The sequence below is a fragment of the Pseudovibrio sp. FO-BEG1 genome (genome assembly GCF_000236645.1).
Classification (GTDB): domain Bacteria; phylum Pseudomonadota; class Alphaproteobacteria; order Rhizobiales; family Stappiaceae; genus Pseudovibrio.
The window spans coordinates 22589-44559 of sequence record NC_016646.1; the positions used below are offsets into that span (position 1 = coordinate 22589).

General features: G+C 55.4%; 19 protein-coding genes. 12 read left to right on the forward strand and 7 right to left on the reverse strand.

Features of this window, described 5'->3' with window-relative positions; genetic code table 11:
* Positions 1 to 146: 146 nt before the first annotated feature.
* The 3 genes from PSE_RS27115 to PSE_RS24830 all read left to right on the forward strand — a co-directional run bounded on the left by PSE_RS27115 (position 147) and on the right by PSE_RS24830 (position 1640).
* Positions 147 to 611: a DUF1348 family protein gene (locus PSE_RS27115; protein WP_083841642.1), complete on the forward strand. Its 465-nt coding sequence runs from the start codon at positions 147 to 149 to the stop codon at positions 609 to 611.
* A 208-nt stretch (positions 612 to 819) separates the two neighbouring features.
* Positions 820 to 1359: a pyridoxamine 5'-phosphate oxidase family protein gene (locus PSE_RS24825; RefSeq protein ID WP_014290147.1), complete on the forward strand. Its 540-nt coding sequence runs from the start codon at positions 820 to 822 to the stop codon at positions 1357 to 1359.
* Between the two features lie 50 nt (positions 1360 to 1409).
* On the forward strand, positions 1410 to 1640 hold the full coding sequence (locus tag PSE_RS24830; protein ID WP_014290148.1) for a tautomerase family protein: 231 nt from the start codon (positions 1410 to 1412) through the stop codon (positions 1638 to 1640).
* A gap of 140 nt (positions 1641 to 1780) precedes the next feature.
* On the opposite strand, the gene PSE_RS24835 is transcribed toward PSE_RS24830, so the two are convergent.
* From PSE_RS24835 to PSE_RS24850, 4 genes are all read right to left on the reverse strand, one after another.
* Positions 1781 to 2992: a mandelate racemase/muconate lactonizing enzyme family protein gene (locus tag PSE_RS24835; RefSeq protein ID WP_014290149.1), complete on the reverse strand. Its 1212-nt coding sequence runs from the start codon at positions 2990 to 2992 to the stop codon at positions 1781 to 1783.
* A 41-nt stretch (positions 2993 to 3033) separates the two neighbouring features.
* The gene (locus tag PSE_RS24840) at positions 3034 to 3828 is read right to left on the reverse strand and encodes a FadR/GntR family transcriptional regulator (protein WP_014290150.1); all 795 of its coding nucleotides are present in this window, start codon (positions 3826 to 3828) and stop codon (positions 3034 to 3036) included.
* A gap of 438 nt (positions 3829 to 4266) precedes the next feature.
* Positions 4267 to 6762, reverse strand: a complete 2496-nt coding sequence (locus PSE_RS24845; RefSeq protein ID WP_014290151.1) for an FAD-dependent oxidoreductase — start codon at positions 6760 to 6762, stop codon at positions 4267 to 4269.
* A 124-nt stretch (positions 6763 to 6886) separates the two neighbouring features.
* A complete protein-coding gene (locus tag PSE_RS24850; RefSeq protein WP_014290152.1) occupies positions 6887 to 7444 on the reverse strand; it encodes a helix-turn-helix domain-containing protein in 558 nt (185 codons plus the stop codon).
* Between the two features lie 320 nt (positions 7445 to 7764).
* On the opposite strand from PSE_RS24850, the gene PSE_RS24855 reads away from it, so the two are divergent.
* Positions 7765 to 8826 (forward strand): FAD-binding oxidoreductase, encoded by a 1062-nt coding sequence (locus PSE_RS24855; protein WP_041769181.1) that lies wholly within the window; start codon positions 7765 to 7767, stop codon positions 8824 to 8826.
* A 17-nt stretch (positions 8827 to 8843) separates the two neighbouring features.
* Here the strand turns inward: PSE_RS24855 and PSE_RS24860 are convergent, their stop codons facing one another.
* Together PSE_RS24860 and PSE_RS24865 are read right to left on the reverse strand one after the other, a co-directional pair.
* The gene (locus tag PSE_RS24860) at positions 8844 to 9299 is read right to left on the reverse strand and encodes a type III secretion system chaperone (RefSeq protein ID WP_014290154.1); all 456 of its coding nucleotides are present in this window, start codon (positions 9297 to 9299) and stop codon (positions 8844 to 8846) included.
* Positions 9300 to 9319: 20 nt separating this feature from the next.
* Positions 9320 to 11353 (reverse strand): hypothetical protein, encoded by a 2034-nt coding sequence (locus PSE_RS24865; RefSeq protein ID WP_014290155.1) that lies wholly within the window; start codon positions 11351 to 11353, stop codon positions 9320 to 9322.
* Between the two features lie 388 nt (positions 11354 to 11741).
* Between PSE_RS24865 and fabI the strand changes: the two genes are divergently transcribed.
* The 5 genes from fabI (at position 11742) to PSE_RS24890 (ending at position 17920) form a co-directional block, all read left to right on the forward strand.
* Positions 11742 to 12506, forward strand: coding sequence for an enoyl-ACP reductase FabI (gene fabI / locus PSE_RS24870; RefSeq protein ID WP_014290156.1), 765 nt, complete (start codon positions 11742 to 11744; stop codon positions 12504 to 12506).
* 19 nt (positions 12507 to 12525) lie between these two features.
* Entirely contained in the window at positions 12526 to 14805 is a 2280-nt protein-coding gene (locus PSE_RS24875) for a DUF3141 domain-containing protein (protein WP_014290157.1), read from the forward strand.
* Between the two features lie 8 nt (positions 14806 to 14813).
* Positions 14814 to 16196, forward strand: coding sequence for a bifunctional enoyl-CoA hydratase/phosphate acetyltransferase (locus PSE_RS24880; protein ID WP_014290158.1), 1383 nt, complete (start codon positions 14814 to 14816; stop codon positions 16194 to 16196).
* Complete coding sequence (locus PSE_RS24885; RefSeq protein WP_014290159.1) at positions 16193 to 17353, forward strand: acetate/propionate family kinase; 1161 nt, start codon at positions 16193 to 16195, stop codon at positions 17351 to 17353. Before PSE_RS24880 ends, PSE_RS24885 begins: the two co-directional genes overlap by 4 nt.
* A gap of 78 nt (positions 17354 to 17431) precedes the next feature.
* On the forward strand, positions 17432 to 17920 hold the full coding sequence (locus PSE_RS24890; RefSeq protein ID WP_014290160.1) for a GNAT family N-acetyltransferase: 489 nt from the start codon (positions 17432 to 17434) through the stop codon (positions 17918 to 17920).
* Positions 17921 to 17925: 5 nt separating this feature from the next.
* Here PSE_RS24890 and PSE_RS24895 read toward each other — a convergent pair whose 3' ends face one another.
* The gene (locus PSE_RS24895) at positions 17926 to 18822 is read right to left on the reverse strand and encodes a LysR family transcriptional regulator (RefSeq protein WP_041769182.1); all 897 of its coding nucleotides are present in this window, start codon (positions 18820 to 18822) and stop codon (positions 17926 to 17928) included.
* Between the two features lie 101 nt (positions 18823 to 18923).
* On the opposite strand from PSE_RS24895, the gene PSE_RS24900 reads away from it, so the two are divergent.
* The 3 genes from PSE_RS24900 to PSE_RS24910 all read left to right on the forward strand — a co-directional run bounded on the left by PSE_RS24900 (position 18924) and on the right by PSE_RS24910 (position 21818).
* A complete protein-coding gene (locus PSE_RS24900) occupies positions 18924 to 19529 on the forward strand; it encodes an NAD(P)H-dependent oxidoreductase (RefSeq protein ID WP_014290162.1) in 606 nt (201 codons plus the stop codon).
* 717 nt (positions 19530 to 20246) lie between these two features.
* Positions 20247 to 21284: a helix-turn-helix domain-containing protein gene (locus tag PSE_RS24905; protein WP_148266286.1), complete on the forward strand. Its 1038-nt coding sequence runs from the start codon at positions 20247 to 20249 to the stop codon at positions 21282 to 21284.
* 222 nt (positions 21285 to 21506) lie between these two features.
* Positions 21507 to 21818 carry a hypothetical protein gene (locus tag PSE_RS24910; protein WP_148266287.1) on the forward strand — a complete coding sequence of 104 codons (312 nt, stop codon included), beginning with the start codon at positions 21507 to 21509 and terminating at the stop codon, positions 21816 to 21818.
* The last annotated feature ends 153 nt before the right edge of the window (positions 21819 to 21971 follow it).

Genomic DNA, 21971 nt, shown 5'->3' on the forward strand with positions numbered 1-21971 from the left:
CATTTTTATCGCGAAATCAAAGGGCTTTGCAAAAGCATGTGATGTGCATCACGCAGCTCGCAAATTGGTGATTTGACTGAGTGCACAGATCGGTACACCTTGCTATCAATAACTGTACCGATCAGTAAACCACAAGAGGCAACAAAATGCTCAGTTTATCAATGCGCCCCATAACAGACGACGCTGCGGTAGCAAAAGTAAGAGCTGCGGAAGATGCGTGGAACTCACGCTGTCCGACAATTGTTGTCCGAAACGTATCCCGCGATTGCCTGTGGCATGACCGGAACCAGACCATTGAAGGTCGACCACAGATTATGGGTTTCCTTTCTGCCAAATGGAGAACCCAGCTTCATTATCGCCATATCAAAGAACTTTGGAGTTTTAACAAGAACCGCTTCTCTATTCGCATCGTCAGTGAGTGGCGAACTATACACAACAAATGGTTCCGCTCCTGCGGTAACGAGAACTGGGAGTTTGACAACAACGGTCTCATGAAGAAGCGGATTACGTGCATCACAGATACGGAAATCAACGAGAATGAGCGGCTCTTCGTCTGGCCCTTTGGTCGCCGCCCGGATAACCACCCCGGCCTGTCGGAGATGAACTTATAAGGAGCTCCACAGGAGGAACGCGTCCATCCGCTTAGAGTGCCAAGCACGGCCCCATCGACTTGGCCTTCCAGAACACTGCGGACCTACCCCAGTTCCTCCAGCTCTCCCCAGAGCAGTGCGACGACTACTTCCTGCCCGAGGTAGTCGTCGCATTTTTCGTTTTAGCCCCCATATGCAAGCATATTGCTTCATTTATTTGGGGGCTCCTATGCCAAAAGCTTTTGCTCAGATTGCCTTTACGCCTGCCGCTCAAACTTTTCAGGACCGATACGGAACCAAAGAGGCGTATGCCAGGTTTCTGGAAGGGGAAGAGCTGAATGGTCACACCATTGACCCGGACCATGCCGCTTTCATAAAGAACATGGATGGGTTCTATCTCTCAACAATTTCAGAGACTGGCTGGCCTTATGTACAGTTCAAAGGCGGGCCGCAAGGATTCCTGAGGGTGCTGGATGACAGGCACTTTGCCTATGCAGATTATCGCGGCAACCGGCAGTACTTAAGCGCTGGAAACATCTCCCAGAACGCCCGCGTATCACTCATCCTCGTGAACTACGAAACACAGGAAAGACTGAAGATCTGGGGTGAGGCGCGGATTGTGTCTTTGGAAGGCGATCGTGATTTCGTGCTGGACCTGATGCCCTCAGACTACAAAGCCGAGCCGGAGCGGGCGATTGTGCTCAAGACCATGGCACTGGAATGGGATTGCCCCAGACATATTCCTCAGCGCTCAACCGTAGTATCGTGACGATGACTGTTCGGTATTTGAATTTGCCTGAGGACTGAGAAAGGCCTGTCATGCCACATATTGTTGTTTATTCCCCGCGTTTGACCCGAGAAAAGAAAGTTGCCTGCGTTGCTGCTCTGACGGAGGCGTTTTGTGCCTCAACCGGCTTGGAGAAAGAGAACCTCGTCATCCATATCGAAGAACATTTCTACGACAACATTGCGGTTGGCGGAAAGTTGCTCACGGACGCATTTCCTGAGATTGCGGAGCGAGAAAAGGCATATCAACTCGCGAGTGAGTGATTTTTCAGTCGGAAAAGCAGAATTGACCCAAAACCACCCACCACCGCGGCTTCCACTCCGCAGTGGTGGGTCTTCGGCGACTGTTATGGACACACACATCGCCTACTAGGCTGGGTCGCGGCCAACCTTGGTTTTGGGGATCAACAGGACTTGGTGCCTGTGATCCGGATAGTGGCGTCGCCGCGCTCAAACACCTTCGGCGAGAGCGAAATACCGAGGCCCGGTGCGGTTGGAGCCAGTAGATAGCCGTTTTCGAAAACAGGCAGACCTTCCATCAACTCGCTGTACCAGCCGAAATAGAATGCCCTCACCATCTCCTGAACCAGCGCGTTTGGCAGGTTGATGGACAGGTGCACAGCAGCCGTTAGCAGGCCCGGACCAGTGCAATCATGCGGCGCAACAGGCAACTCGTAGGTTTCGGCCATGGTGGCGATTTTCTTGGCTTCTGTCAGGCCGCCGCACCAACCGATATCCAGCATGCAGACATCCGTTGCGCGTTTTTCGAAGAGCTCGCGGAACGACCAGCGGGTGGCGAGGTTCTCGCTTGCGGTGACCCAGGTCTCTGCCCGGCGGGCGTACTCGGCCAGTGCGTCCACGTTGGTCATCTTGATCGGGTCTTCCAGCCAAAACACATTGTAGGGTTTCAACGCGCGTGCGATCTTCTCGGCCATGGGCAGGTTCCACACGCTGTGCAGCTCCACGTGAATGTCCATGGCATCGCCCACGGCTTCGCGGATCTGCTTGAAAGGGCGCAGGCCTGCTTCCAGATCTTCCGGTGAGATGTAGGTGCCGTTGGTTTTGACGGCGAACTGGTCAAACGGCCAGATCTTCATACCTCGGAAACCCATGTCCAGCAGGCTCTTTGCCAGCGTACCCGCATCAGACAGGAAGGCCTCCAGATCCTCATAGGGGCCTTCCGCAACGGATTCGGTGCTCCAGTCCTCTGTGGTGTTGACCTGCTTGTCCTTCACATACTCGTAGCCCGCGCAGGTGTTATACGCGCGGATCTTGTCGCGGCTTTTGCCACCCAGCAGCTGATGCACCGGCACGCCAAGAGTTTTGCCCGCAAGATCCCAAAGGGCGATATCAATGGCAGACGCCGCCCGCATTTCAGCGCCGGTGGAGTTGAACCCGCAGATGGGGTTGAGCAGCAGGCGGGAGATGGCATCGATCTGGGTTGGATCACGGCCAATCAGCTCATCTGCCAGTGTTTCATGGATAAAACCGCACACCGCATCTGAGCCATAAAACGTTTCGCCCAGACCAAAGCTACCAGCATCGGTGTGCACACGCACCCAGGTTACATTGCGAAATTCTTTGAGATTGATGGTTTCAATACCGGTAATTTTCATGGGGCTTCTCGAAAAGGGATCTAGGGATAAGGATGAGGTGCTCAATCAGAGGTGAGGCGGTCACGTTCGTTCTGCATCACCACGTTGGCCAACGAGTTCTCGCGGATCTCTTCGTTCAGATCACTCAGGTCAAGATCATAGGCCGCGCGGTCGATGATGCGCACGGAGGCTTTGCGGGCCGCTTCTGCATCCCGCAGGCGGATGGCTTCCAGCAGATGGCGGTGGCGTTCCAGACTGTCACTCAACTCCTGGACAGCTTCGGTGGTTTTCTTGATCAGAAAGAAAACGGCAGGCATGGTGCTGCGTCCGATCTGCACCCAGACCAGATTGTGCGAGGCCTGATAGATCGCCTCATGAAACTGAGTATCGTACTGCTGAAAGTGCTTGCCGCGATAGATCAGATCATCCTTCTGCATGGCCGCATACATGCCGTTCCATGCCGCTTCGATCTTCATCAGATCCTTGGCTGTGGCACGACGGGCAGCTTCCATGGCGATGAAGGGTTCCACAGACGTGCGGAAACGGAAAATCTCACGGGCGAAGATGAGCGTGTTGCCGCCATACTGCGCAATCCACGTGGCCACTTGCGGGGAGAGGATGTTCCAGTCCTGATAGTCTTTGACGCGGGTGCCGAAGCCGGAGATGCGCTCGATGATGCCGTGGTTGGTGAAAGTGGCCAGCGCACTGCGCATGGTGGCACGGCTGACACCAAACTGTTCCGTCAGTTCCAGTTCCTTTGGCAGGAAGTCACCCGGTTTCAGTTCCGCCGAAAACAGCTGGCGAGCCAGTTCCTCAGTTATCTGATCTCGCAGATCCTGCGTGTATGTGGACACCATCGCGCTTCAGCCTCATCAAAAGAGCAGAATGATAGGACTAGCCTAATCCATGTCTGACATACAATTAAATATGACTGAATACTTAGTTATCAACACGCATATCTGGAGATAATTTAAGTTACCATGAGTTATTCTATGTTCGATAATTCAATATTTATAAATATAATTTTTCCACATCACCTATAAATATTATTGCACCGCAACAACAGCCAATATCAACTCAAACAATCCAGACACCAATACATCCAGAGAAGCAACTTCACTAATATCATCAATACCTTAATCTGCGCAGCAAGGCAGAAGAGGCGTAACGGTGCTCCAAACGGCATCACCAACTTCAGAGCAAACAGGGAGCAGGGGACCGCGGCATCCGTCGTGTTCTGCTTGCGATGAAGCGGGAACACGACGGATGCCGGTTTTTCGTTTCAGGTGACGCGCTCACACCGTTTGAAGAGAGGTGCTCTGGTCTGGATCAGCATCTTTCCCCTCACCCTGATCTCTCAGGCGTACATTTTCCGGGTCCCACAGCGGGCCATCGGGTTGAACAACGGCTTTGTGGGGCTTGCCGTAGATCTTAATGGTCAGCTCAGTTCCCGGTTCACCCAGATCAGCGTGCACCACCCCAAGCGCGATGGAGGCATTGATGCGGTAGCCCCAGCCGCCGGAGGTGACTTCACCAACCATCTGATCTCCCTGCCAAATGGTGGACATATACTGTGCATCGCAGTCGCCAGCCTCCACAATCATGGTCACGAAGCGACGCTTCACACCATCCGCCGCCTCCTTCAGCAAGGTAGCTTTGCCGGGGAAGTTTTGCGGTTTATTGAGCTTCACGAACCGGTCCAGCCCAGCCTCAAACAGCGTGTAGTCCGTTGAAAGATCACCTTTCCAGCTTCGATAACCTTTCTCCAGTCGCAAGGTATTAAGCGCATACATGCCGAAGGGTTTCGCACCAGAACCAAGAAGAGCCTCGTAGATCTCAGGCATATCCTCATTGCTGGCGTGGATTTCCCAGCCTAGCTCTCCGGCAAACGACACGCGCACCAGAAGCGCTTGCTTTCCAAGAACCATCGCCTGCTGAAGGCTAAGCCAACTGAGGGAAAGGTCCGCCTCTGTCATGCCTGCAAGCAACTGACGGGATTGAGGGCCGGTGACAATCAGAGTTGTGACATCCCGCGTCTGATCTTCCAACAATAATCCTTCCGGTAAACGAGCATTCAGCAGCTCAAAGTCATGCCACTGGGCCAGAGCTGCGGTGATCAGCGTGAACTCATCCGCCCCATGCCGCAGGATCGACATTTCCGTCAACACCCGCCCGCGCTCATCTGGGAAATAGCCAAGTGTCATGCGGCCAACTTTCGGCAGGGCACCGGCAATCTGCTCCCGCAGCCACTCAGCGGCACCTTCGCCGGAGAGTTTGAACCTTGAAAACCCTGGCAGATCCAGCACGCCGACATAGTCACGTACTGCTTCGCATTCCTCACGCACCCGCTGCTCCCACGGGCCGGAGCGGGCCCAGGTTTGGGTTGCCTCTTCAGAGGTGTCATCGCCCGCCTTTGCAAACCAGTTGGCGCGCTCCCAGCCGTTGTAGGCACCCATCTGTCCGCCAAGCTCCAGCAGTTTGGTGTGGTTGGGAGAGAGTTTACGGTCCCGCCCAGCAGGCCATTCGTGATGCGGGAAGTGCATGGCGTATTCGTGGCCATACACTTCCTTCGCTTTATCGATGCAGTACTGCTTGTCAGTGTAATCGGTGTAGCGTCGTGGATCGACGGCCCACATGTCCCACTCAGTCTGGCCGTTGACGATCCATTCCGCTGCCACCTTGCCAGCGCCGCCGCCCTGCGCAATGCCGAAGGTGAAGGAATGGGCCTCAAACGCATTGGGCACACCGGGCATAGGGCCAATCATGGGCAGACCATCAGGGGCGTAGGGAATAGGCCCGTTGATGTTGCGTTTCACCCCTTGCGTTCCCAGCAAAGGCACACGCGCCATGGCGTCTTCAATGTAAAACTCCAGCCGCTCCAGATCATCCGGATAAAGCTGGAAGCTGAAGTCCTCCGGCATCGGATCATCCGGTGTTGTCCATGCCGTCCGGCAAGCACGCTCATACGGCCCCAGATTGAACCCGCCCGTCTCTTGCCGCAGATAGTAGGAGGTGTCCGGGTCTCGCAGCATAGGCAGTTTACGGCCATGCTGTTTGGTCCAGGCTTCCACTTCTGGGATCGCTTCCGTCATGAAGTACTGGTGGCTCATGGTGATGGTCGGCACGCTGCGCCCGCCATAAGGCTCAAACCATTCGCCCACACGGGCGGCATAATAGCCAGCCGCATTGACCACATATTCGCAGCGGATCTCGCCCGCTTCGGTGCAGACAATCCATTCGCCGCCTTCACGGCGCACGCCCGTGGCAGGCGTAAAGCGCAGGATGCGGGCACCCAGATCACGTGCACCTTTGGCAAGGGCCTGTGTCACCTGCGCAGGATCAATATCGCCATCCAGCGGATCCCAAAGCCCGCCTTCCAGATCATGAACTTCCATGAAGGGGAAGTGCTCCTGCAGTTGATCCGGGGTGCACATGTCCATGGACAAACCCATATGCTCGGCCATGGCGGCCACGTGCTCAAACTCCATCATCCGTTCATGGCTATGTGCCAGCCGGATGGCGCCTGTCACGTGGTAGTTGATGGGGTAGTTGACCTCTTCCGCCAGCCCGCGATACAGCTCCAGTCCGTAGCGCTGCATGTTCATCACCGCGTAGCTGGTGGCGAAGTTGGGGCAGTTGCCCGCCGCATGCCATGTGGACCCTGCCGTCAGCTCGTTCTTTTCCAAAAGAACGCAGTCGCTCCAGCCCATTTTGGCCAGATGATACAGCGTGGAAACGCCAACAACACCGCCGCCGATAATCACAACCCGCGCTGTATCCGGAATAGACATGCGCACTTCCTCCCAAAAACTATAAATCCATCAGGTAGTCCTCTCCCGCTTTTCTCTGTGAGGCGGGTATTATTCTTTTTTAGAAATCGAATGCTGAAGCTGCGCCGGAGATCCGGCACGGCTTTTAATAAACCGGCGGTGAGATCACCCAGATGGCCACGGCAGGTTCTGTGTAGGGATTGGACCAGCGGTAAGACGTTTCCTTGATGCGAAAGCTGTCGCCCGCCGCCACCGTGAACATGTCCTCGCCAATCCACACATCCAGCTTACCGGAGACCATATAAGCCACCTCCTGCGTTGGCCGCGTGATCGCCTCACTGCGGTTAGAGCTGGGCTGAAACGTGGAGTGGATCATCTCAAAACTGTCGGTCAGGTCCGGAGAAACGAGCGTCTCCAGAAGGCCCTTATCCCGCTCGCCAATCACACGGCGGTTGCCGGAGCGTACAACCCGACCTTGCTCATTTTCCGGTGCGTCTGCATCTCCAAAGAACAAGGAAAGCTGAACACCAAACACCTCAGCAAACTGCTTCAGATCCGTATGGCGCGGTGTAGACTTATCCCGCTCCACCTGAGACAGCCAGCCCACAGACCGGCCCATCTTCCTCGCAACCTCTTCCAACGTCATCCCACGTGAGGTGCGGAGCGCCTTCAGATCTTCCCCCAATGTGCTGCCAACTGTCATGACTCATGATTCCGTGAAAAATTCCAGGATATTTTCATGAAGGGGTATGAAAATTTCAAGCATTTTTTCACGAAAAATAGCCTAATGGCTTGCGGCTCTAAGCAACCAACCTCCATTAACCCCACCTAATCAGTAGCTTAGAAAGTTTGGCAGCTTACCTATATTAGGCGCTGCAAATATATCACTACCCTCTTATTTTTCAGGAGAGCGGTTCCGCAGAGCGAGTCGGTTGGCTAGGTTTGGGCATAGCCATTTCTTTGATTTTTCCTGCCGTTCAGCATGTCCGTGCTGACCGGTTCATGTTCTGAACTGAGGCATTTATGCATAATTTAAGCGTTAACGTGGTCGGCGCCGGCATCACCGGAGCAATGATCGCGTACAAGCTCGCGCGTCTGGGTTTCAAGGTTACTTTGTTTGATGCAAACCACTGTGTGGGCGGAGATGTCTCACGTACTTCCTTTGGCTGGATTGGCCATATCGCCAATGATCCTATCGAGAGCCCAGAGCTGTTCCCCCTGCTGACCGATGGCATGGCGCGCTACAAGACACTGAATGCTGAGTTTGACGGCGCTCTGTTTGGCGCCAACAACGGCGCCATCGTCTGGCGCGCAACACCGGAAGAAACGCAGGACCTGATTGACCGTCAACGGCAGGCAGGTACCCGCACGCGCCTCATGAGCAAGCAGGAACTTCAGGACCTTTTGCCCGCGCTCACCAATCCGCCAGAGTTTGCAGCCTATTCAGAAGATGATGTCTGCTGGTACCCGCCTAAAGTTATCGAAAAGCTGGTTGATGCTCTGACCCGTCTGGGCGGAGAGGTGGTGCTGAATAGCTCAGTGAGTGCACTGGATGTCACCGACCATACCTGCAACGGCATCCGCATGAATGACGAGCTCTTTGCCAGCGACTTCACCGTACTGGCAACTGGTGGCCGCAATGGTGGTCTGATCGCTCCATATGAGCCGGAGCACGGCCTTTACACCTCACCAGCCACGTATATCGAAATCAGCGCAGAACTGCCAGAGTACACCCCTGTGCTGCTAACGCCAGATATCGAGATGCGCAGCCTTGGTCTGGGCAACTTCGCAATGGCCGAAAATCCACCGGAAACGGATGATCCCGCCGAGCTGGAGCGTATGGGCGCGCGGCTGGTGCAGGCCGTCAAAGACACCTTCACCAGCGCTGGTCAGGTGGAGCTGCTGTCCATTCAGGTCGGTCAGCGCCCCGCCAGCCACTCAGCTGAGCCTCTGGCCCGCCCCATCAACGGCTTTACCAACGCCTTCGTCGCAGGCAGTCACCCCGGCGTCATCCTCGCCCCTCTGATCGCAGAAAAAATCTGCAACCAGATCACAGAGCAGGCGCTGTCCCGCTCGGTGGTTTAGGAGTGTCCGTTCAGGTGTTATGCACGCAGCCAAGCATCATTGGAAAGGTGGAGGTCTTGCGTGCTTTCAGTCTCTGACGCATTGAGAGACTGAAGGGTTGCGCGCCAGAGCTTCACCAGTTTGATGAAGGTGTCGAGCTTCTCTTCCAGCTGCTGAACCGCGAGGTTTTGAGCGGAAAATCGCGAGTTTAGCGCCGGTTGATTGTCACCTTCTGTCATTGCCAGAACCGCGTCACCAGTGCCTTTGCCCAGCAGGTTGGCCTGAAGCAGCAAGCGATATCCGGCCTCACGCTTGTCTTTCTGGATGTCTGGCAGAAGAGCAAACAGGATCACTTCATCCTGATTGTTTGCACCCAGAGTGAGCGTAAACTCGTCTTCCACTTCAAAAGAGCAAAGCCCTTCCTCATCCAGCTCAAGGTTTGGCAGGCCGATCTTTTCGCCCAGCTCGGCAAGGAGTGTTGCAGCGTATTTCATTTTTCTTTCCTTACATGGCCTCAGGCTTCACCAACGGTTTTACCGGCGGCATAACTGTGCTCGTCAAAGTAATCCAGCGTGGCATCAAAAGCGCTTTCCTTGGCGCGCTCCAAGGCTTCACCGGTCTCGGTTCCATCGTAAAGCTCGATAAACTCATTAAGGTCAGAGACATAGCTGGAGGATTCTATCTGTGTTCCATCCGGCTTCGCACGGGCGAGGCCAAGATCAAGCCCCAGCGTGCCATCCAACTCCTGCCCGACCCAAAGGGCCTCGTGGATTGAGTGACCGCCATCAAAATTCAGGAACATGGTGTTGGCGACCATGTAGTCTTTGGAATCCGGGATCAGATCCGGGTTTGGGGAGGTGTGCCGGAGATAGTGCAGAAAGTGCAAGTTCAGGTTGGTAGATCCGGACACACCGGAGGCAAACGGAATGCCGCGAGACAGGGCTTCCACCTGCGACTTGCTCGGCTCCTGCAGTTTGGGCAGGTTCACATCCGCCGGGTGCGTACTTGGGATCTTATCTGGGTCACCCTCAAACGTGACACTGCCGGGTTGATAGCCAAGCGTAATCCCAGCATGCGCACTCTTTGGCGTGTCCGTGCGGCCCACCTTAGGGCGATCTTCTCGTTTCAGGTCTGGATCTTCCGGCGCGTTGGTGCGGTTGGCTTCCTTGCAAATCCCCTGATAGGCCTTGTTTGCCACCTTCACATAAGCCGGCAGGTCCGCAACTTTTTTACCGTTCATGACGAGCGGCTGGCGGTCTTCAGGCACTGTTTTGGTCAGCAGAGCATGCAGGGCAACGGTGCCTTTCACAACCAGCATCGGGACGGCAATGGCGTCATATCCGTTGCGGGTTGGGGCACTCAGGAACTTGTCCAGATTGGTCAGTGCATCCTGACGGGGACCTTGCACGAACTCCATCAGTTCTGGGCATTCAGGCATCCAGAAGCGCTCATTGCCTGCCATCATCTTATGCATTGTCATCGCAGTCTGGTTCTGCACCCGTGGGGTCTGGATGGAGATCACATCTCGCAGGCCGTCTTTCACTAGCTGTGCTGAATCCATCACCGGCTGCGGGGTATCTTCCACCAGATCGGCAATAAACGTACTGTCGAGCACACGGGAGTAAATCGCATCATGCAGGCGGGTCAGCGGTGGGTTATCGCTTTTGCCCAACTGGCTCTGCAGCACCTTGGTCTGGTCAGCAAGGTTCTTGAAGCCAATCTCTTCCAGCCTGTCCCCAACCACGGTCAACAGTTCGCGGGTTTCCGGTACAGAGATCCTATGGCCCAGCACCTGATCCTTCACATAGCCATCAACTTCAGCCAACAGGTCCGCAGTTGCCGGGTCCAGATCCGGGCTTTGGGCCTCATCTCTGATCAACGCCAGAAGATGGGTGGTAACCTCACCCGGCACGCGGGCCACTTCGCCGCCTTGTGCTGCATTCTGGGTGCGAACGCTTTCAGGATAAACCAGCGTGGAATGCACAGCTTTAAGCGCAATCGGCACGGCTTCTTTCAAAACAGCGTCATCAGAACCACCGAGGAAGCTCAGGGATCGAACAAGGCTGGAAATACCATCTGCATCCGCTGTCTTGGCAAGTTCAACGATGCGAGCTGTCAGTACTTCAGCAGCCTTCTTTGGGTCATCAGGGATCGCAGCCCCTTCAAAAAAGGTTTCCAGCGTCAGCCGGGTGCCGTAGGCATGTGCTTCCTCAAACAGCGCTGCCACTTTTTCCTGCGCCTGCTGAGAGGCCTTGCTTGGCACATGAAGCAGGGTCGCAAGCACACTGGATTTTGGCAGATGAGGTTTGGTGGAAAGGAAGTGATCTACCACCTTCTCAGTCACTTCAGTGCTGAAGTAGGAGTTGAGCTCACGCTTGATCTCGCCCAGGACAGCCTCGTGCTGAGCAGTTTTCTTCGTCACATAGTTGAGCGAGTATTCAACGATACGTTCGCTCGGCTTTGGCGGCACGACATCGGCATACTGAGCCACATTAGGCTGCGGGGCAGGCGGCTGGGAGTTTGAAACAGATAGATTTGATCCGGTCATGCGAGCACCATCACTTTACGAATAACATTCCGCCGGAAACTGTAGAAACAGGCCCGGTCCACGCTTTTATGAATCCTCTTAAAAGCTTTGGCTTTTCAGGTCTGTGCTGACAGGCACTCTCTCAGATTGTAGCGGTAAAAAAGATGGAGGACGCGACACAGGCCATTGATGAGCGTTACGTTCCAACAACGCCACCTAAACAGCAGAAAATCTAATTTTATTACAAAACTACTTAGTTACATAAATAGTCACTCTTTGAATATTCCGAATAGCCATTTCATTTACTAGATTTCGCACCTTGGTTTTCCTTATTTCTCCTGTATAGCTATTTCTAGTCTTGTTGTTTTCCTTTCCAATCACCGGGTTCAACGAGTAGGGTAACGGCCACATGTTTTCATTGAAGGGCAAGAAAGCCCTTATTGTTGGGGTGGCGAACAGCCAGTCCATTGCATGGGGATGCGCCAAAGCCATGAAGGCTCAAGGTGCGGAACTGGCACTTACATACCTGAATGACAAAGCAAAAAAGCATGTGGCCCCGCTGGCAGAAGAAGCCAACGCCGCCATTTTTGCGCCGCTGGATGTGACCCAGCCCGAGCAGGTGGATGCCCTGTATGAGCAGATCGAGAAGGTCTGGGGCACGCTGGATGTTCTGCTCCACTCCATCGCCTTTTGCCCGCAGGCCGACCTGCATGGCCGGGTGGTGGATTGCTCGGCAGAAGGGTTTGGCGTGGCCATGGACATTTCCGTGCATTCTTTCCTGCGCCTGATCCGCAAATCCGAACCGCTGATGCCGCCGGGCTCCAGCGTGATGACCGTGACCTTCCACGGCTCGGAAAAGGTGATCAGCCACTACAACATCATGGGTCCGGTGAAAGCCGCGCTGGAAAGCACCACACGGTATGTGGCGGCTGAGCTGGGCCAGAAGGGGATTTCCGTCAACGCGCTGTCTCCCGGCCCGTTGGCCACACGCGCTGCAAGCGGCATCGCCAGCTTTGACGAAATGCTGGCAGACGCCACCGAGCGCGCGCCCACACGAAAACTCGCAAGCATTGAAGACATTGGCGCTTATGCCGCCTTTCTGGCCAGTGATGAAGCCCGCAACATCACGGGTGTGGTTCACCCCATTGACGGCGGTTACCGCATCATTGGCTAGGCAGGCACCGAGGTAGATTATGCAAATAGAACTCTTTACCCAGCGCACGGCCCAGTACTTTGAGGCACTTGCGCAGCAAAACCAGTTTTTGCAGGTTGCCAACTCACGGCGCTCCACCCGCCTGATGAAGGACTTCCAGAAAAAGCAGGAGAAGTCCAAGATCAAAGGCGAAGCGCTGGCCGCCTCCTGGGCACCGTATGACACGCCCAAGAAGGTCATGGATGCCTGGACCCATTATCTGAAGGAGTCCAGCGAACGGGCGATCCTGACCATGGATGCCCTGCGCGAAAGCAGCGACACATATTTTGACCACATGGCCAAGGGCTGCCCTCCGGTACTCGTCTATGATTATGAGGTCATCGTGGAGGGGCGAAACCTGCCACGGCCCTGCAACTACATGCTGTTGAAGATCATTCCGCCCGAAGGGATGGAGGTGTTTGACTGGAAGCGCCCCTATGTGATCATTGATCCGCGCGCTGGACACGGTGCAGGCATCGGTGGCTTTAAGGATGACAGTCAGGTGGGTGTTGCCCTGCGCGGCGGCCATCCAGTGTACTTCGTCGCCTTCCACCCGATGCCAGAACCGCATCAGGAACTGTCGCATGTCACCCATGCGGAGGCGGCATTCCTGCGGGAGATCATCTCACGTCACCCGGACAGCCCGAAACCCATCGTGGTGGGCAACTGTCAGGGTGGATGGGCGACGGCCATTCTGGCGGCGGTTTATCCGGATCTGGTGGGACCGATCGTGCTCAACGGAGCGCCCATGTCCTACTGGAGCGGCAAGATGGGGCAGGACCCCATGCGCTACTCCGCAGGCCTGACCGGCGGCATCGTGCCGGCTCTGCTCTCTGCAGATCTGGGCAATGGCGTGTTTGACGGCGCCAATCTGGTGCAGAACTTTGAGATGCTGAACCCGGGCCGCAACTGGTTCCGCAAGTACTATGACCTTTACACCAGTATCGACAGCGGCGAAGAGCGCTATCTGGAGTTCCAGAAGTGGTGGAACGGCTTTTATTACATGACCGAGGAGGAGTTCCGCTGGATTCTGGACAACCTCTTCATCGGCAACAAGCTGGCCAAGAACGAAGCGTTTCTGGAGCCCGGACGACCTATTGATCTGAAGACCATCAAGTCACCGATCATCGTCTTTTCCTCTTACGGCGATAACATCACACCGCCCGATCAGGCCCTCAACTGGATCGCGGATACCTACACGGATGACGCGGAGATCGAGATCCTTGGCCAGCGTATCCTTTACATGCTTCATGATCAGGTCGGGCATCTGGGCATCTTCGTGTCCTCTAGCGTCGCCAAGCGGGAACACACGCAGGTGGCGTCTACCTTGAAGACCATCGAGGCCATGCCTCCGGGGCTCTACAAGCTGCAGATTGAAGAGCAGAAGGGCAAAGGCTGCGATGCCAAGTTCAAGGTGAGTTTTGCTCGCAAAACCATCGATGAAATGCTGCTGGAAACCGGCGAGCGCGACGAGGAAAAAGCCTTTGCCGGTGTCGCCCGTTTCTCGGAAAGCTGGGAAGACATGTACGACAGCACCATCGGCCCGGTGCTGAAAACCATGAACAGCTCACAAACAGCGGAAGTCACGCGAGATCTGCACCCTATGCGGCTCGCCAACGGCGCGTTTGCCTCCACCAACCCTTTCATGTTCTGGCCCACCATGGCAGCCGCTGCGGTGAAGCAGAACCACAAGCCCAACATGGCTAAAACGCCCTTCCACTATTGGGAAGAGATGGTGGCGGACAGCATCGAGTACGGTTGGGATGCGCTGAAAGATATGCGCGAAGCGATGATTGAAAACAGCTTCCTCACCTTCTGGGCCTCTCCCCAAGCGGTGGAATACGGCAAGGCCTTGTCCTTCCGCAGACCTAAGGTGCCAATGCAGGACCTGCACAGTCTGGCCAGCATTCAAAACGCCCTGAAGAAGATCGAAAAAGGCGGGGCTGCTGCAGCCATCGTGCGCATTGTACTGATGATTGCTGATACCCGCACCGAGGTGCGCGGCGAAAAGCTGGAGCGCTTCAACGAGGTGCTGACCACATGGGCGCCGTTCAAGTCCATGGACCCGAAAGAGCGCAACTTCCTCATTCACGACCAGACGCTGATTGCACGGTTTGAGATGGAGGCGGGCTACAACGCCCTGCCACTGTTGCTGAAGAACGAGAAGGACAAAACCTTCGCCTACAAGGCGGTGACCTACATCATCGGCAACGAGGAAGACATGGCGCCCAACTCGCTGGAACTGTGGCATTGCCTGAAGAAAACGCTCAAGTGGGGGTAGTTGAGGAGATGACAACGACCTACAAGAACACGCCGTATGATCAGATCGAAGTGGGCATGGAAGCCACCTATGAGCGGACCTGTTCTGCTGATGACTTCTATGTTTCCGCCCATGCCTCCGGCGACCTCAACCCCATCCACCTGCCCAAGGAAGACCGCGAGGGGGAAGGGGACTTTGAGGGCGTTGCGCCCTCACTGTGGGTCGCCAGCCTGATCTCCGCTGTGCTGGGCAACCAGATGCCCGGGCCGGGCACGCTTTATAGGAGCCAGAACCTGCGTTTTCTGGGCCGGGCTTATGAAGGGGACCACCTGACAGCACGGGTTAAGGTAACCGAGAAGCTGCCGGATTATGTGGTGAAACTGCAAACCACCGTGGAACGCGCTGATGGTCAGATGATCGTGGAGGGAGAGGCGGAAGTTATCGCCCCGCGCACCAGCAAGATCGCCAAGGCTGTCAGCCTGCCGGGACTGACCGTGCGCAGTTACGAGCACTTTGAGCGCTTGCTGGACCTCGCTCGCCCGTTGCCACCGCTCATCACCGCCGTTGTGGCGCCGGAAGACCGTAAGTCTCTGGGCGGCGCATTGCTGGCGGCGGAAAACACCTTAATTGAGCCAATCCTGATCGGGGATCGGAATAAGATCGAGGATGCTGCTGAACGGCTTGGAAAGGATCTGGCCCACTGCACAATCCTTGATGTGGCAGGCCACACACAAGCCGCTGCGCAGGCGGTGGCCATGGTGCGTGAGGGCAAGGCGCAGGCGATCATGAAGGGCCAGCTGCACACGGATGTGCTGCTTGCCCAGATCGTGAAGCGGGACATTGGCCTGCGCACAGACAACCGCCTCAGCCATGTGTTTGTGATGGACGTTCCTGGGCTGGATCATCTGCTCTTCATCAGCGATGCGGCCATCAACATCTCGCCAGATCTGGAAGCCAAGGTGGACATTGTTCAAAACGCCATCAATCTGGCACAGGCTCTGGGGCAGCAGCAGCCCAAGGTGGGCATTCTTTCAGCCGTGGAAACGGTGAACACCAAGATCCCTTCCACCCTTGATGCAGCGATCCTTTCTAAAATGGCAGAACGCGGCCAGATCAAGGGCGGGATTGTTGACGGACCGCTGGCCATGGACAACGCCATCGACATTGATGCAGCGGTCACCAAGGGCATCACCTCCTTGGTTGCAGGGAGGGCAGATGTACTGGTTGTGCCCAATCTGGAATCTGGCAATATGCTAGCCAAGGAACTGGCCTTTGTTGCCCATGCTCAGGTGTGCGGCGTTGTGATGGGTGCCCGGTGTCCGGTGATCCTCACCAGCCGTGCCGATGACGACAAAGCCCGTTTGATGTCTTGCGCTGTTGCGCTTCTTTACGCTGCGAGCCAGAAAGCATGAGTTTTTATTTTACGCTCAATACCGGATCGTCCTCCATCAAATTCGCGCTTTACAAAGCGGCAGCAGAACCGGAGCTTTTCATCTCCGGCATTATTGAGCGTCTTGGCCCTCAAGCCCGTCTGAAAATGCAGACCTCAACCGAGCAGATCGTGGAAGATCTGGGTCATGTTGACCATGCCGGTGCCGTTGTTTCCATCTTCACCCGTGTGGAACCCCATCTGAAGGGCAAATCCGTGGTTGGCATTGGCCACCGCATCGTCCATGGCGGCAATGCGTTTTATAAGCCAACAGAGCTGACCTCTGAAGTGCTGCAGGAGCTGGAACAACTGATCCCGCTGGCCCCGCTGCACCAGCCTTACAGTCTGGCAACCATCCGCGCGGCCAAGCAGGTGTTTCCGGGCGTGCTGCAAATCGGCTGTTTTGATACCGCCTTCCATGCCGGTCACACCTTCCCCAATGACGCCTTTGCCATCCCACGCCATTTTTATGAGGAAGGCGTGCGGCGTTACGGCTTCCACGGGCTTTCCTTTGATTACATCTGCAGCGAGGTGCGCCGGAAATATCCTGATGTGGCACGCGGACGACTTGTGATCGCTCATCTGGGCAATGGCGCTTCCATGTGTGCCGTGGAGGACGGACGCTCCATCAACGCCAGCACCAGCTTTTCCGCCGTGGATGGCTTGCCCATGGGCACACGCTGCGGGCGGCTGGATCCGGGTGTGATGCTCTACCTGATGCAGGAAAAAGAGCTGTCACCGGAAGAGATCGAGAGCATCATCTACCGTCGCAGTGGCCTGCTGGGTTTGTCTGAAGAATCTTCCGATATGCGCGTGCTGGAGCATTCCGAAGAGCTGTTCGCCAAACAGGCCATCAACTACTACAGCTACCAGATCCGCCGGGAAGTCGGCGCCATGGCCGCCAGTCTGGAAGGCATCGACGCGCTCATCTTTAGTGCAGGCGTGGGCGAAAACTCCGCACGGGTGCGCTCCAACGTGTGCGAACCGCTGGAGTTTTTGGGCATCACCATTGATCAGGAAAAGAACAAGGCCAACGCACCGGAAATCGGCACCGGACGGGTGCGGGTGCTGATCATCCCCACCAACGAAGAGCAGGTCATCGCCCGCGCTGTGGCAACCGCTTGCAGCAAATCTCAATAGAGAGAGACTGGGACTCAGGAAAACTTCGCGGTAAACTTCCCGTATATTTCATGCTGCACATTTTAAGTGAGTCCCGTTATGTCAGTCCTCTCGCCCACCATCATCGTCCGCCGCCTGACCATTGACGACTATGAGGATTATCTCGGCCTCCTGCATGAGCTGACAGAAGGTGTTCCGCTGGCACGCGGAGAGGAGGGGCGTGCCCACTTCGCCAAGCTTCTGGACCACGACGGCACCATGGTGTTCGGGTTGGAGATTTACGACCAGATCGTCTCCTGCGCCACGCTCCACATTCTGCCCAACATGACCTTTGATGGCCGCCCGTACTGCCTTGTTGAGAATGTGGTGACCCTGCAAGCCTACCGGGGCCGAGGTTTTGGCCGCATGGTCATGGACACCCTGCGCAACGAGGCCTGGCAAGCCAACGCCTACAAAATCATGCTCCTCACCGGAAAGCACCGCAGCGCCAAAGGCTTCTATGAAAGCCTCGGCTACAAAGCCGACCAAAAACACGGCATGGTCCTACGACAAGTCCCGCCCTACAAGGCACCGGTAACAAAGAGCTGAGGGGATCAGATCTGCCGATGCGCCTTGATGTGCTCAATGAAGAGGCGGAGGGGGAGCATTTCTTTGTATTCGCGGGGGTAGAAAAGGTAGATCGGCTCAAGCGGTTTCAGGTAGTCCTGAAGCATCAGTTGCACATTACTTTCATTGCATTGCATCAGCGCGTAATCGCGGAAGGTGAGTACCAGCCCCATGCCCTGTTCCATGAGTTGCAGCTGGGCGGGCAGGGTGTTGACGATCAGTCCGTTGCGAACATCAATCTCAACACGGTTGCCATTCACCTCAAAGGCCCAGGGGGCGATCTGCTTTGAGGTTTGAAACCGGTAGTGAATGCAGGTGTGATGCAGCAGGTCTTCCGGCACCTGCGGCACGCCGTTGGCCTCCAAATAAGCCGTGCTGCCCAAAACCGCCAGATGCTGCGGACCGGAGACGCGCAGCCCAACCATATCCTGCGCGATCAGACCTCCCAGCCGAAACCCACCGTGCAGGCCCTCCTTGACGATGTCAACGATGGCATCGCTCAGCACCAGTTCCAGCTCGATATCAGGATATTTCTTGCGAAAGCTTGGCAGCAAGTCCGCCAGATAGCTGTGAAACACAAACTCCGGCAGAGTGAGCTTCAGGTGACCGCGTGCGCTGCTGCCGTGTTGCTGGGCGTCCTCAACCGCGTGCTGCAGCAAGTCAAACGCAGGCGCAGCTCCACTTTGCAAGGCCCGCCCGGCATCCGTGAGCGTGACAGAGCGAGTGGTACGGATGAACAGAGCCGTCCCAAGGTGCTGTTCCAGCGTTTTAAGTTGATGGCTGACCGTTGACGGTTTCAAGCCCAACGCAGTGGCCGCACCCTTCAAACTGCCATTTTCAGCAATGGCGTTGAACGTTTCCAGCATCGCCAACGGCAATCTCATTATGCGATCTCATACATCTATCAAGTCAATATTCTGGATATTAATAGCATTAGGCAGATGAATTACAAAGGGAGCAGTTTCAAAACAACGAAGGCCCTGCCATGAAAACGCTTGTTCTTACCGCACACCCAGACCTGACCCGCTCCCGTATCAACCGTCACTGGTTTCACGCCTTTTCTCAGGCATCCGAGGTCACGCTGCTTGACCTGACTGCTATCGGCGGCCCGACCCTGAGCTTTAACCTGGCAGAACAGCAGGACCTCCTGCTTGCCCACGACCGCATCGTCTTCCAGTTTCCATTCTACTGGTACTCCGCGCCGCCAGTCCTGAAAGCATGGATGGATCAGGTCCTCTCCTACGGCTTTGCGTATGGCCCCGGCGGCAACAAGCTTGCAGGCAAGGAGCTGGTGCTGGCGATTTCCACGGGAGGCCCTGAGGACAGCTACCACGCAGGGGGGTACAACAACTTCAGCATGGACGAGCTGCTCAAGCCCTTCCAGCAGACCGCCCTGTTGACCGGCATGACGTATCTGCGCCCCTTCGTGTTCCACGGGCTGGCTGTCGTCAGTGATGAGGATATCATCGCCTCCAAAGCCACCTTGCTGGCCCATGCGCTGGACCCGGAACTGAACCCGGCCATCAAAAAAGCGCGACTGGATAAAATGCTGGAAGAAGACGCCAAGCTGGCCGCTCGTGTCAGCGCTTAATCTCCACCAGTACAAGACAACTCAAAGGCGGGCCCACGAGCTCGCCTTTTGGCATTTTGCAGCACGGACAAGCCTGCTACCGTTTTCAAAATTACGCAAGGAAGGCCATCCGGTTGCTGACAATGCATGGCGGATACAGCACATAATTAAAAATCGATTCGATCTTTAGTGACCATCTTCTAACCTGCCATCCGTTTCTTTTAACTCAGCGTTTCAAAGCACAGCTTTGTTTTAGCAATTTGTTTCATGCCCTTGTTTTACTGCAGGTCCTTCGGGAGGATACTCACACTGTGGCATTATGGATGGGGTGACATGACGGTGACTATGTTTTCGGTGTCATGATCTGATGATCAGCACTGCATTCTTTTTCAGAATTCTTTTTCATGGCCAAAACTCGGGGATCGCATTCCTGAAGCTTGGTCATCTGAAGGCTGGAGTGAACACGTTCCTGTCAGAGTTAACCCGCTACACATTGCAGACCACCGCCTTGCCTCCAACCATAAGCAGGACCACGGAAGCAATGCCCGTATTGCATCCTTTTCAACGGGAGGGGACACAAACTGACAGAACGGAGTGGCCTCGCAGGTCTCTTTCTCAATCGGGACCGAAGCTCCTTCGTTCTCCAGCCTTCAGGAATATTTTGAGTGCAGACTGGAATTGCCTTGCATGAGTTGCAGTATAGTATCGAGTAGAATGTCTGTTGAACCGAAGAACTCAATGAAGAACCTGAAACCCGAGGTGATCTACCGGCCCAGCATCAACTGGGAAGAATGGCGCGAGGGCGTGGCAGAAGCGTCTGGCGAGGTGTGTCTCTCCTCCAGCAGCGCTTCACCAGAGGCCTTTGGTGCAGGGGTACGCGGATCCCGCTTTGAGAGCGGGTTTGTCGCAACCATCAACGCAACCCCGCACAGGTTCATCCGCTCCAGCCAACGCATCGCACGCGATGGAATGGACGCGGTGTTCGTGCAGTTTTACGACCACACCCACAACTGCATCACCCACATGGGCAGACACAGCGTGGACATTGAACCGGGTCAGCTCATCATTCAGGATATGGCAGAACCGTTTGTGGTGGAGCACAGCTCTTACAAGCAGATGACACTTGCACTACCACGGGCGACCCTTGCTCCGTTTTTGCATGGCGACCGCACCTATCCCACCTTATGCATCCCGGCCATTGGCGGTTCAGCCAATACGGTGATCAGCATGATGCAGCTGTTACGCGGTCAGCTAGGGGATCTGACAGATGAAGACGTTGCACCCATTGTGGAGTGCATCGCCAAGCTTGTTGCCAACCAGATGAACAACGGCCCATGCGTCTCATTCGCTCTTGATGAGAACAGCCAAAACGCAGCGCGCTTTTTACAAGCTGCGGAGTACATCAGCCGCACCTATTCCAACCCGCGGCTCAACAGCACTGAGGTGGCAAAGCACCTCAACATTTCCCGTACAACGCTCTATCGGCTGTTTGAGCCCATGGGTGGGTTCGTCGCCTTTCTGCGCTACATCCGCATGAAACACGCCATGCGCAAACTGCTGCACACCGGAACCGAGGTGGTGAAGGTTCAGCAGATTGCCGAGAGCTGCGGCTTCTCCCACGCCTCCAGCTTCACCCGAAGCTTCAAAGAGCACTACGGCGTCTCACCCCGCGACATCCTGATGGACGCCGCCGCCGGACACGACCAACAACTACGCACCTCCAGCGGCATCTTCGCCAACTGGCTCGCCACACTGAACGGGGCAACGCTGAACTGAGGGGGAGGACACTGAGCGGCTTAAGCTCAACCTCCGGCTGTTCATCTCTTGCAAACAACGGATAAGGCGTTATGGTCCTTATCGATTTTATTTTGTGATTTTCTGTAGGCTTTTATGATGTGGCGTTGGCTTGTTAAAAAGACTTTTTATTACAAAATCATGAGCGCTCTAAAGCTCTGGGGAGTTTGCGGAGCTCTTTTACAATTCGCCAACAAAGGACCAATGCGAGCGATGGTATCTGTGTGTTGTGTCTTCGCAGCATTCATTGCCTATAACTTCGCTACCGGCCTGGTTGCATCCTTCTTCACCGACTTCGAAAACGACTTGGTTCTGAAGAACATTCTGTTTTTGATTGTTGTTATGCCAGTCTTCCTTTGGATATGCGCATTGGCAATTGACCTGTTTATTGCCGGATTGCGTGCTCGGCGAAAGTTTCTGCTCTGGAATCTCTTCTGCAGCGACAAGCACGATCAAGAGATGCAAGAGTACATTCAGTGGGTGAAGGACCAATCCAAGAAGCAACAGGTCAATTGATCACCCAGTACCTTGGTCAACTGGTCCATGCCTACAGCGTTCCCATTGTGAACTGGTACAAAGCTATCGGCTTAACGGCTGCCATTATTCAAACATGGCGCGATTTGCGAGTGGAAACATAGCAACGCAGGAAAACGCAAAAGCTTTCAAAGG

Excerpts from the sequence above, each read along its gene's own strand:
- PSE_RS27115 (WP_083841642.1), top strand. The coding sequence starts at position 147 with ATGCTCAGTTTATCAATGCGCCCCATAACAGACGACGCTGCGGTAGCA.
- PSE_RS24825 (WP_014290147.1), top strand. The coding sequence starts at position 820 with ATGCCAAAAGCTTTTGCTCAGATTGCCTTTACGCCTGCCGCTCAAACT.
- PSE_RS24830 (WP_014290148.1), top strand. The coding sequence starts at position 1,410 with ATGCCACATATTGTTGTTTATTCCCCGCGTTTGACCCGAGAAAAGAAA.
- PSE_RS24835 (WP_014290149.1), bottom strand. The coding sequence starts at position 2,992 with ATGAAAATTACCGGTATTGAAACCATCAATCTCAAAGAATTTCGCAAT.
- PSE_RS24840 (WP_014290150.1), bottom strand. The coding sequence starts at position 3,828 with ATGGTGTCCACATACACGCAGGATCTGCGAGATCAGATAACTGAGGAA.
- PSE_RS24845 (WP_014290151.1), bottom strand. The coding sequence starts at position 6,762 with ATGTCTATTCCGGATACAGCGCGGGTTGTGATTATCGGCGGCGGTGTT.
- PSE_RS24850 (WP_014290152.1), bottom strand. The coding sequence starts at position 7,444 with ATGACAGTTGGCAGCACATTGGGGGAAGATCTGAAGGCGCTCCGCACC.
- PSE_RS24855 (WP_041769181.1), top strand. The coding sequence starts at position 7,765 with ATGCATAATTTAAGCGTTAACGTGGTCGGCGCCGGCATCACCGGAGCA.
- PSE_RS24860 (WP_014290154.1), bottom strand. The coding sequence starts at position 9,299 with ATGAAATACGCTGCAACACTCCTTGCCGAGCTGGGCGAAAAGATCGGC.
- PSE_RS24865 (WP_014290155.1), bottom strand. The coding sequence starts at position 11,353 with ATGACCGGATCAAATCTATCTGTTTCAAACTCCCAGCCGCCTGCCCCG.
- fabI (WP_014290156.1), top strand. The coding sequence starts at position 11,742 with ATGTTTTCATTGAAGGGCAAGAAAGCCCTTATTGTTGGGGTGGCGAAC.
- PSE_RS24875 (WP_014290157.1), top strand. The coding sequence starts at position 12,526 with ATGCAAATAGAACTCTTTACCCAGCGCACGGCCCAGTACTTTGAGGCA.
- PSE_RS24880 (WP_014290158.1), top strand. The coding sequence starts at position 14,814 with ATGACAACGACCTACAAGAACACGCCGTATGATCAGATCGAAGTGGGC.
- PSE_RS24885 (WP_014290159.1), top strand. The coding sequence starts at position 16,193 with ATGAGTTTTTATTTTACGCTCAATACCGGATCGTCCTCCATCAAATTC.
- PSE_RS24890 (WP_014290160.1), top strand. The coding sequence starts at position 17,432 with ATGTCAGTCCTCTCGCCCACCATCATCGTCCGCCGCCTGACCATTGAC.
- PSE_RS24895 (WP_041769182.1), bottom strand. The coding sequence starts at position 18,822 with ATGAGATTGCCGTTGGCGATGCTGGAAACGTTCAACGCCATTGCTGAA.
- PSE_RS24900 (WP_014290162.1), top strand. The coding sequence starts at position 18,924 with ATGAAAACGCTTGTTCTTACCGCACACCCAGACCTGACCCGCTCCCGT.
- PSE_RS24905 (WP_148266286.1), top strand. The coding sequence starts at position 20,247 with ATGAAGAACCTGAAACCCGAGGTGATCTACCGGCCCAGCATCAACTGG.
- PSE_RS24910 (WP_148266287.1), top strand. The coding sequence starts at position 21,507 with ATGCGAGCGATGGTATCTGTGTGTTGTGTCTTCGCAGCATTCATTGCC.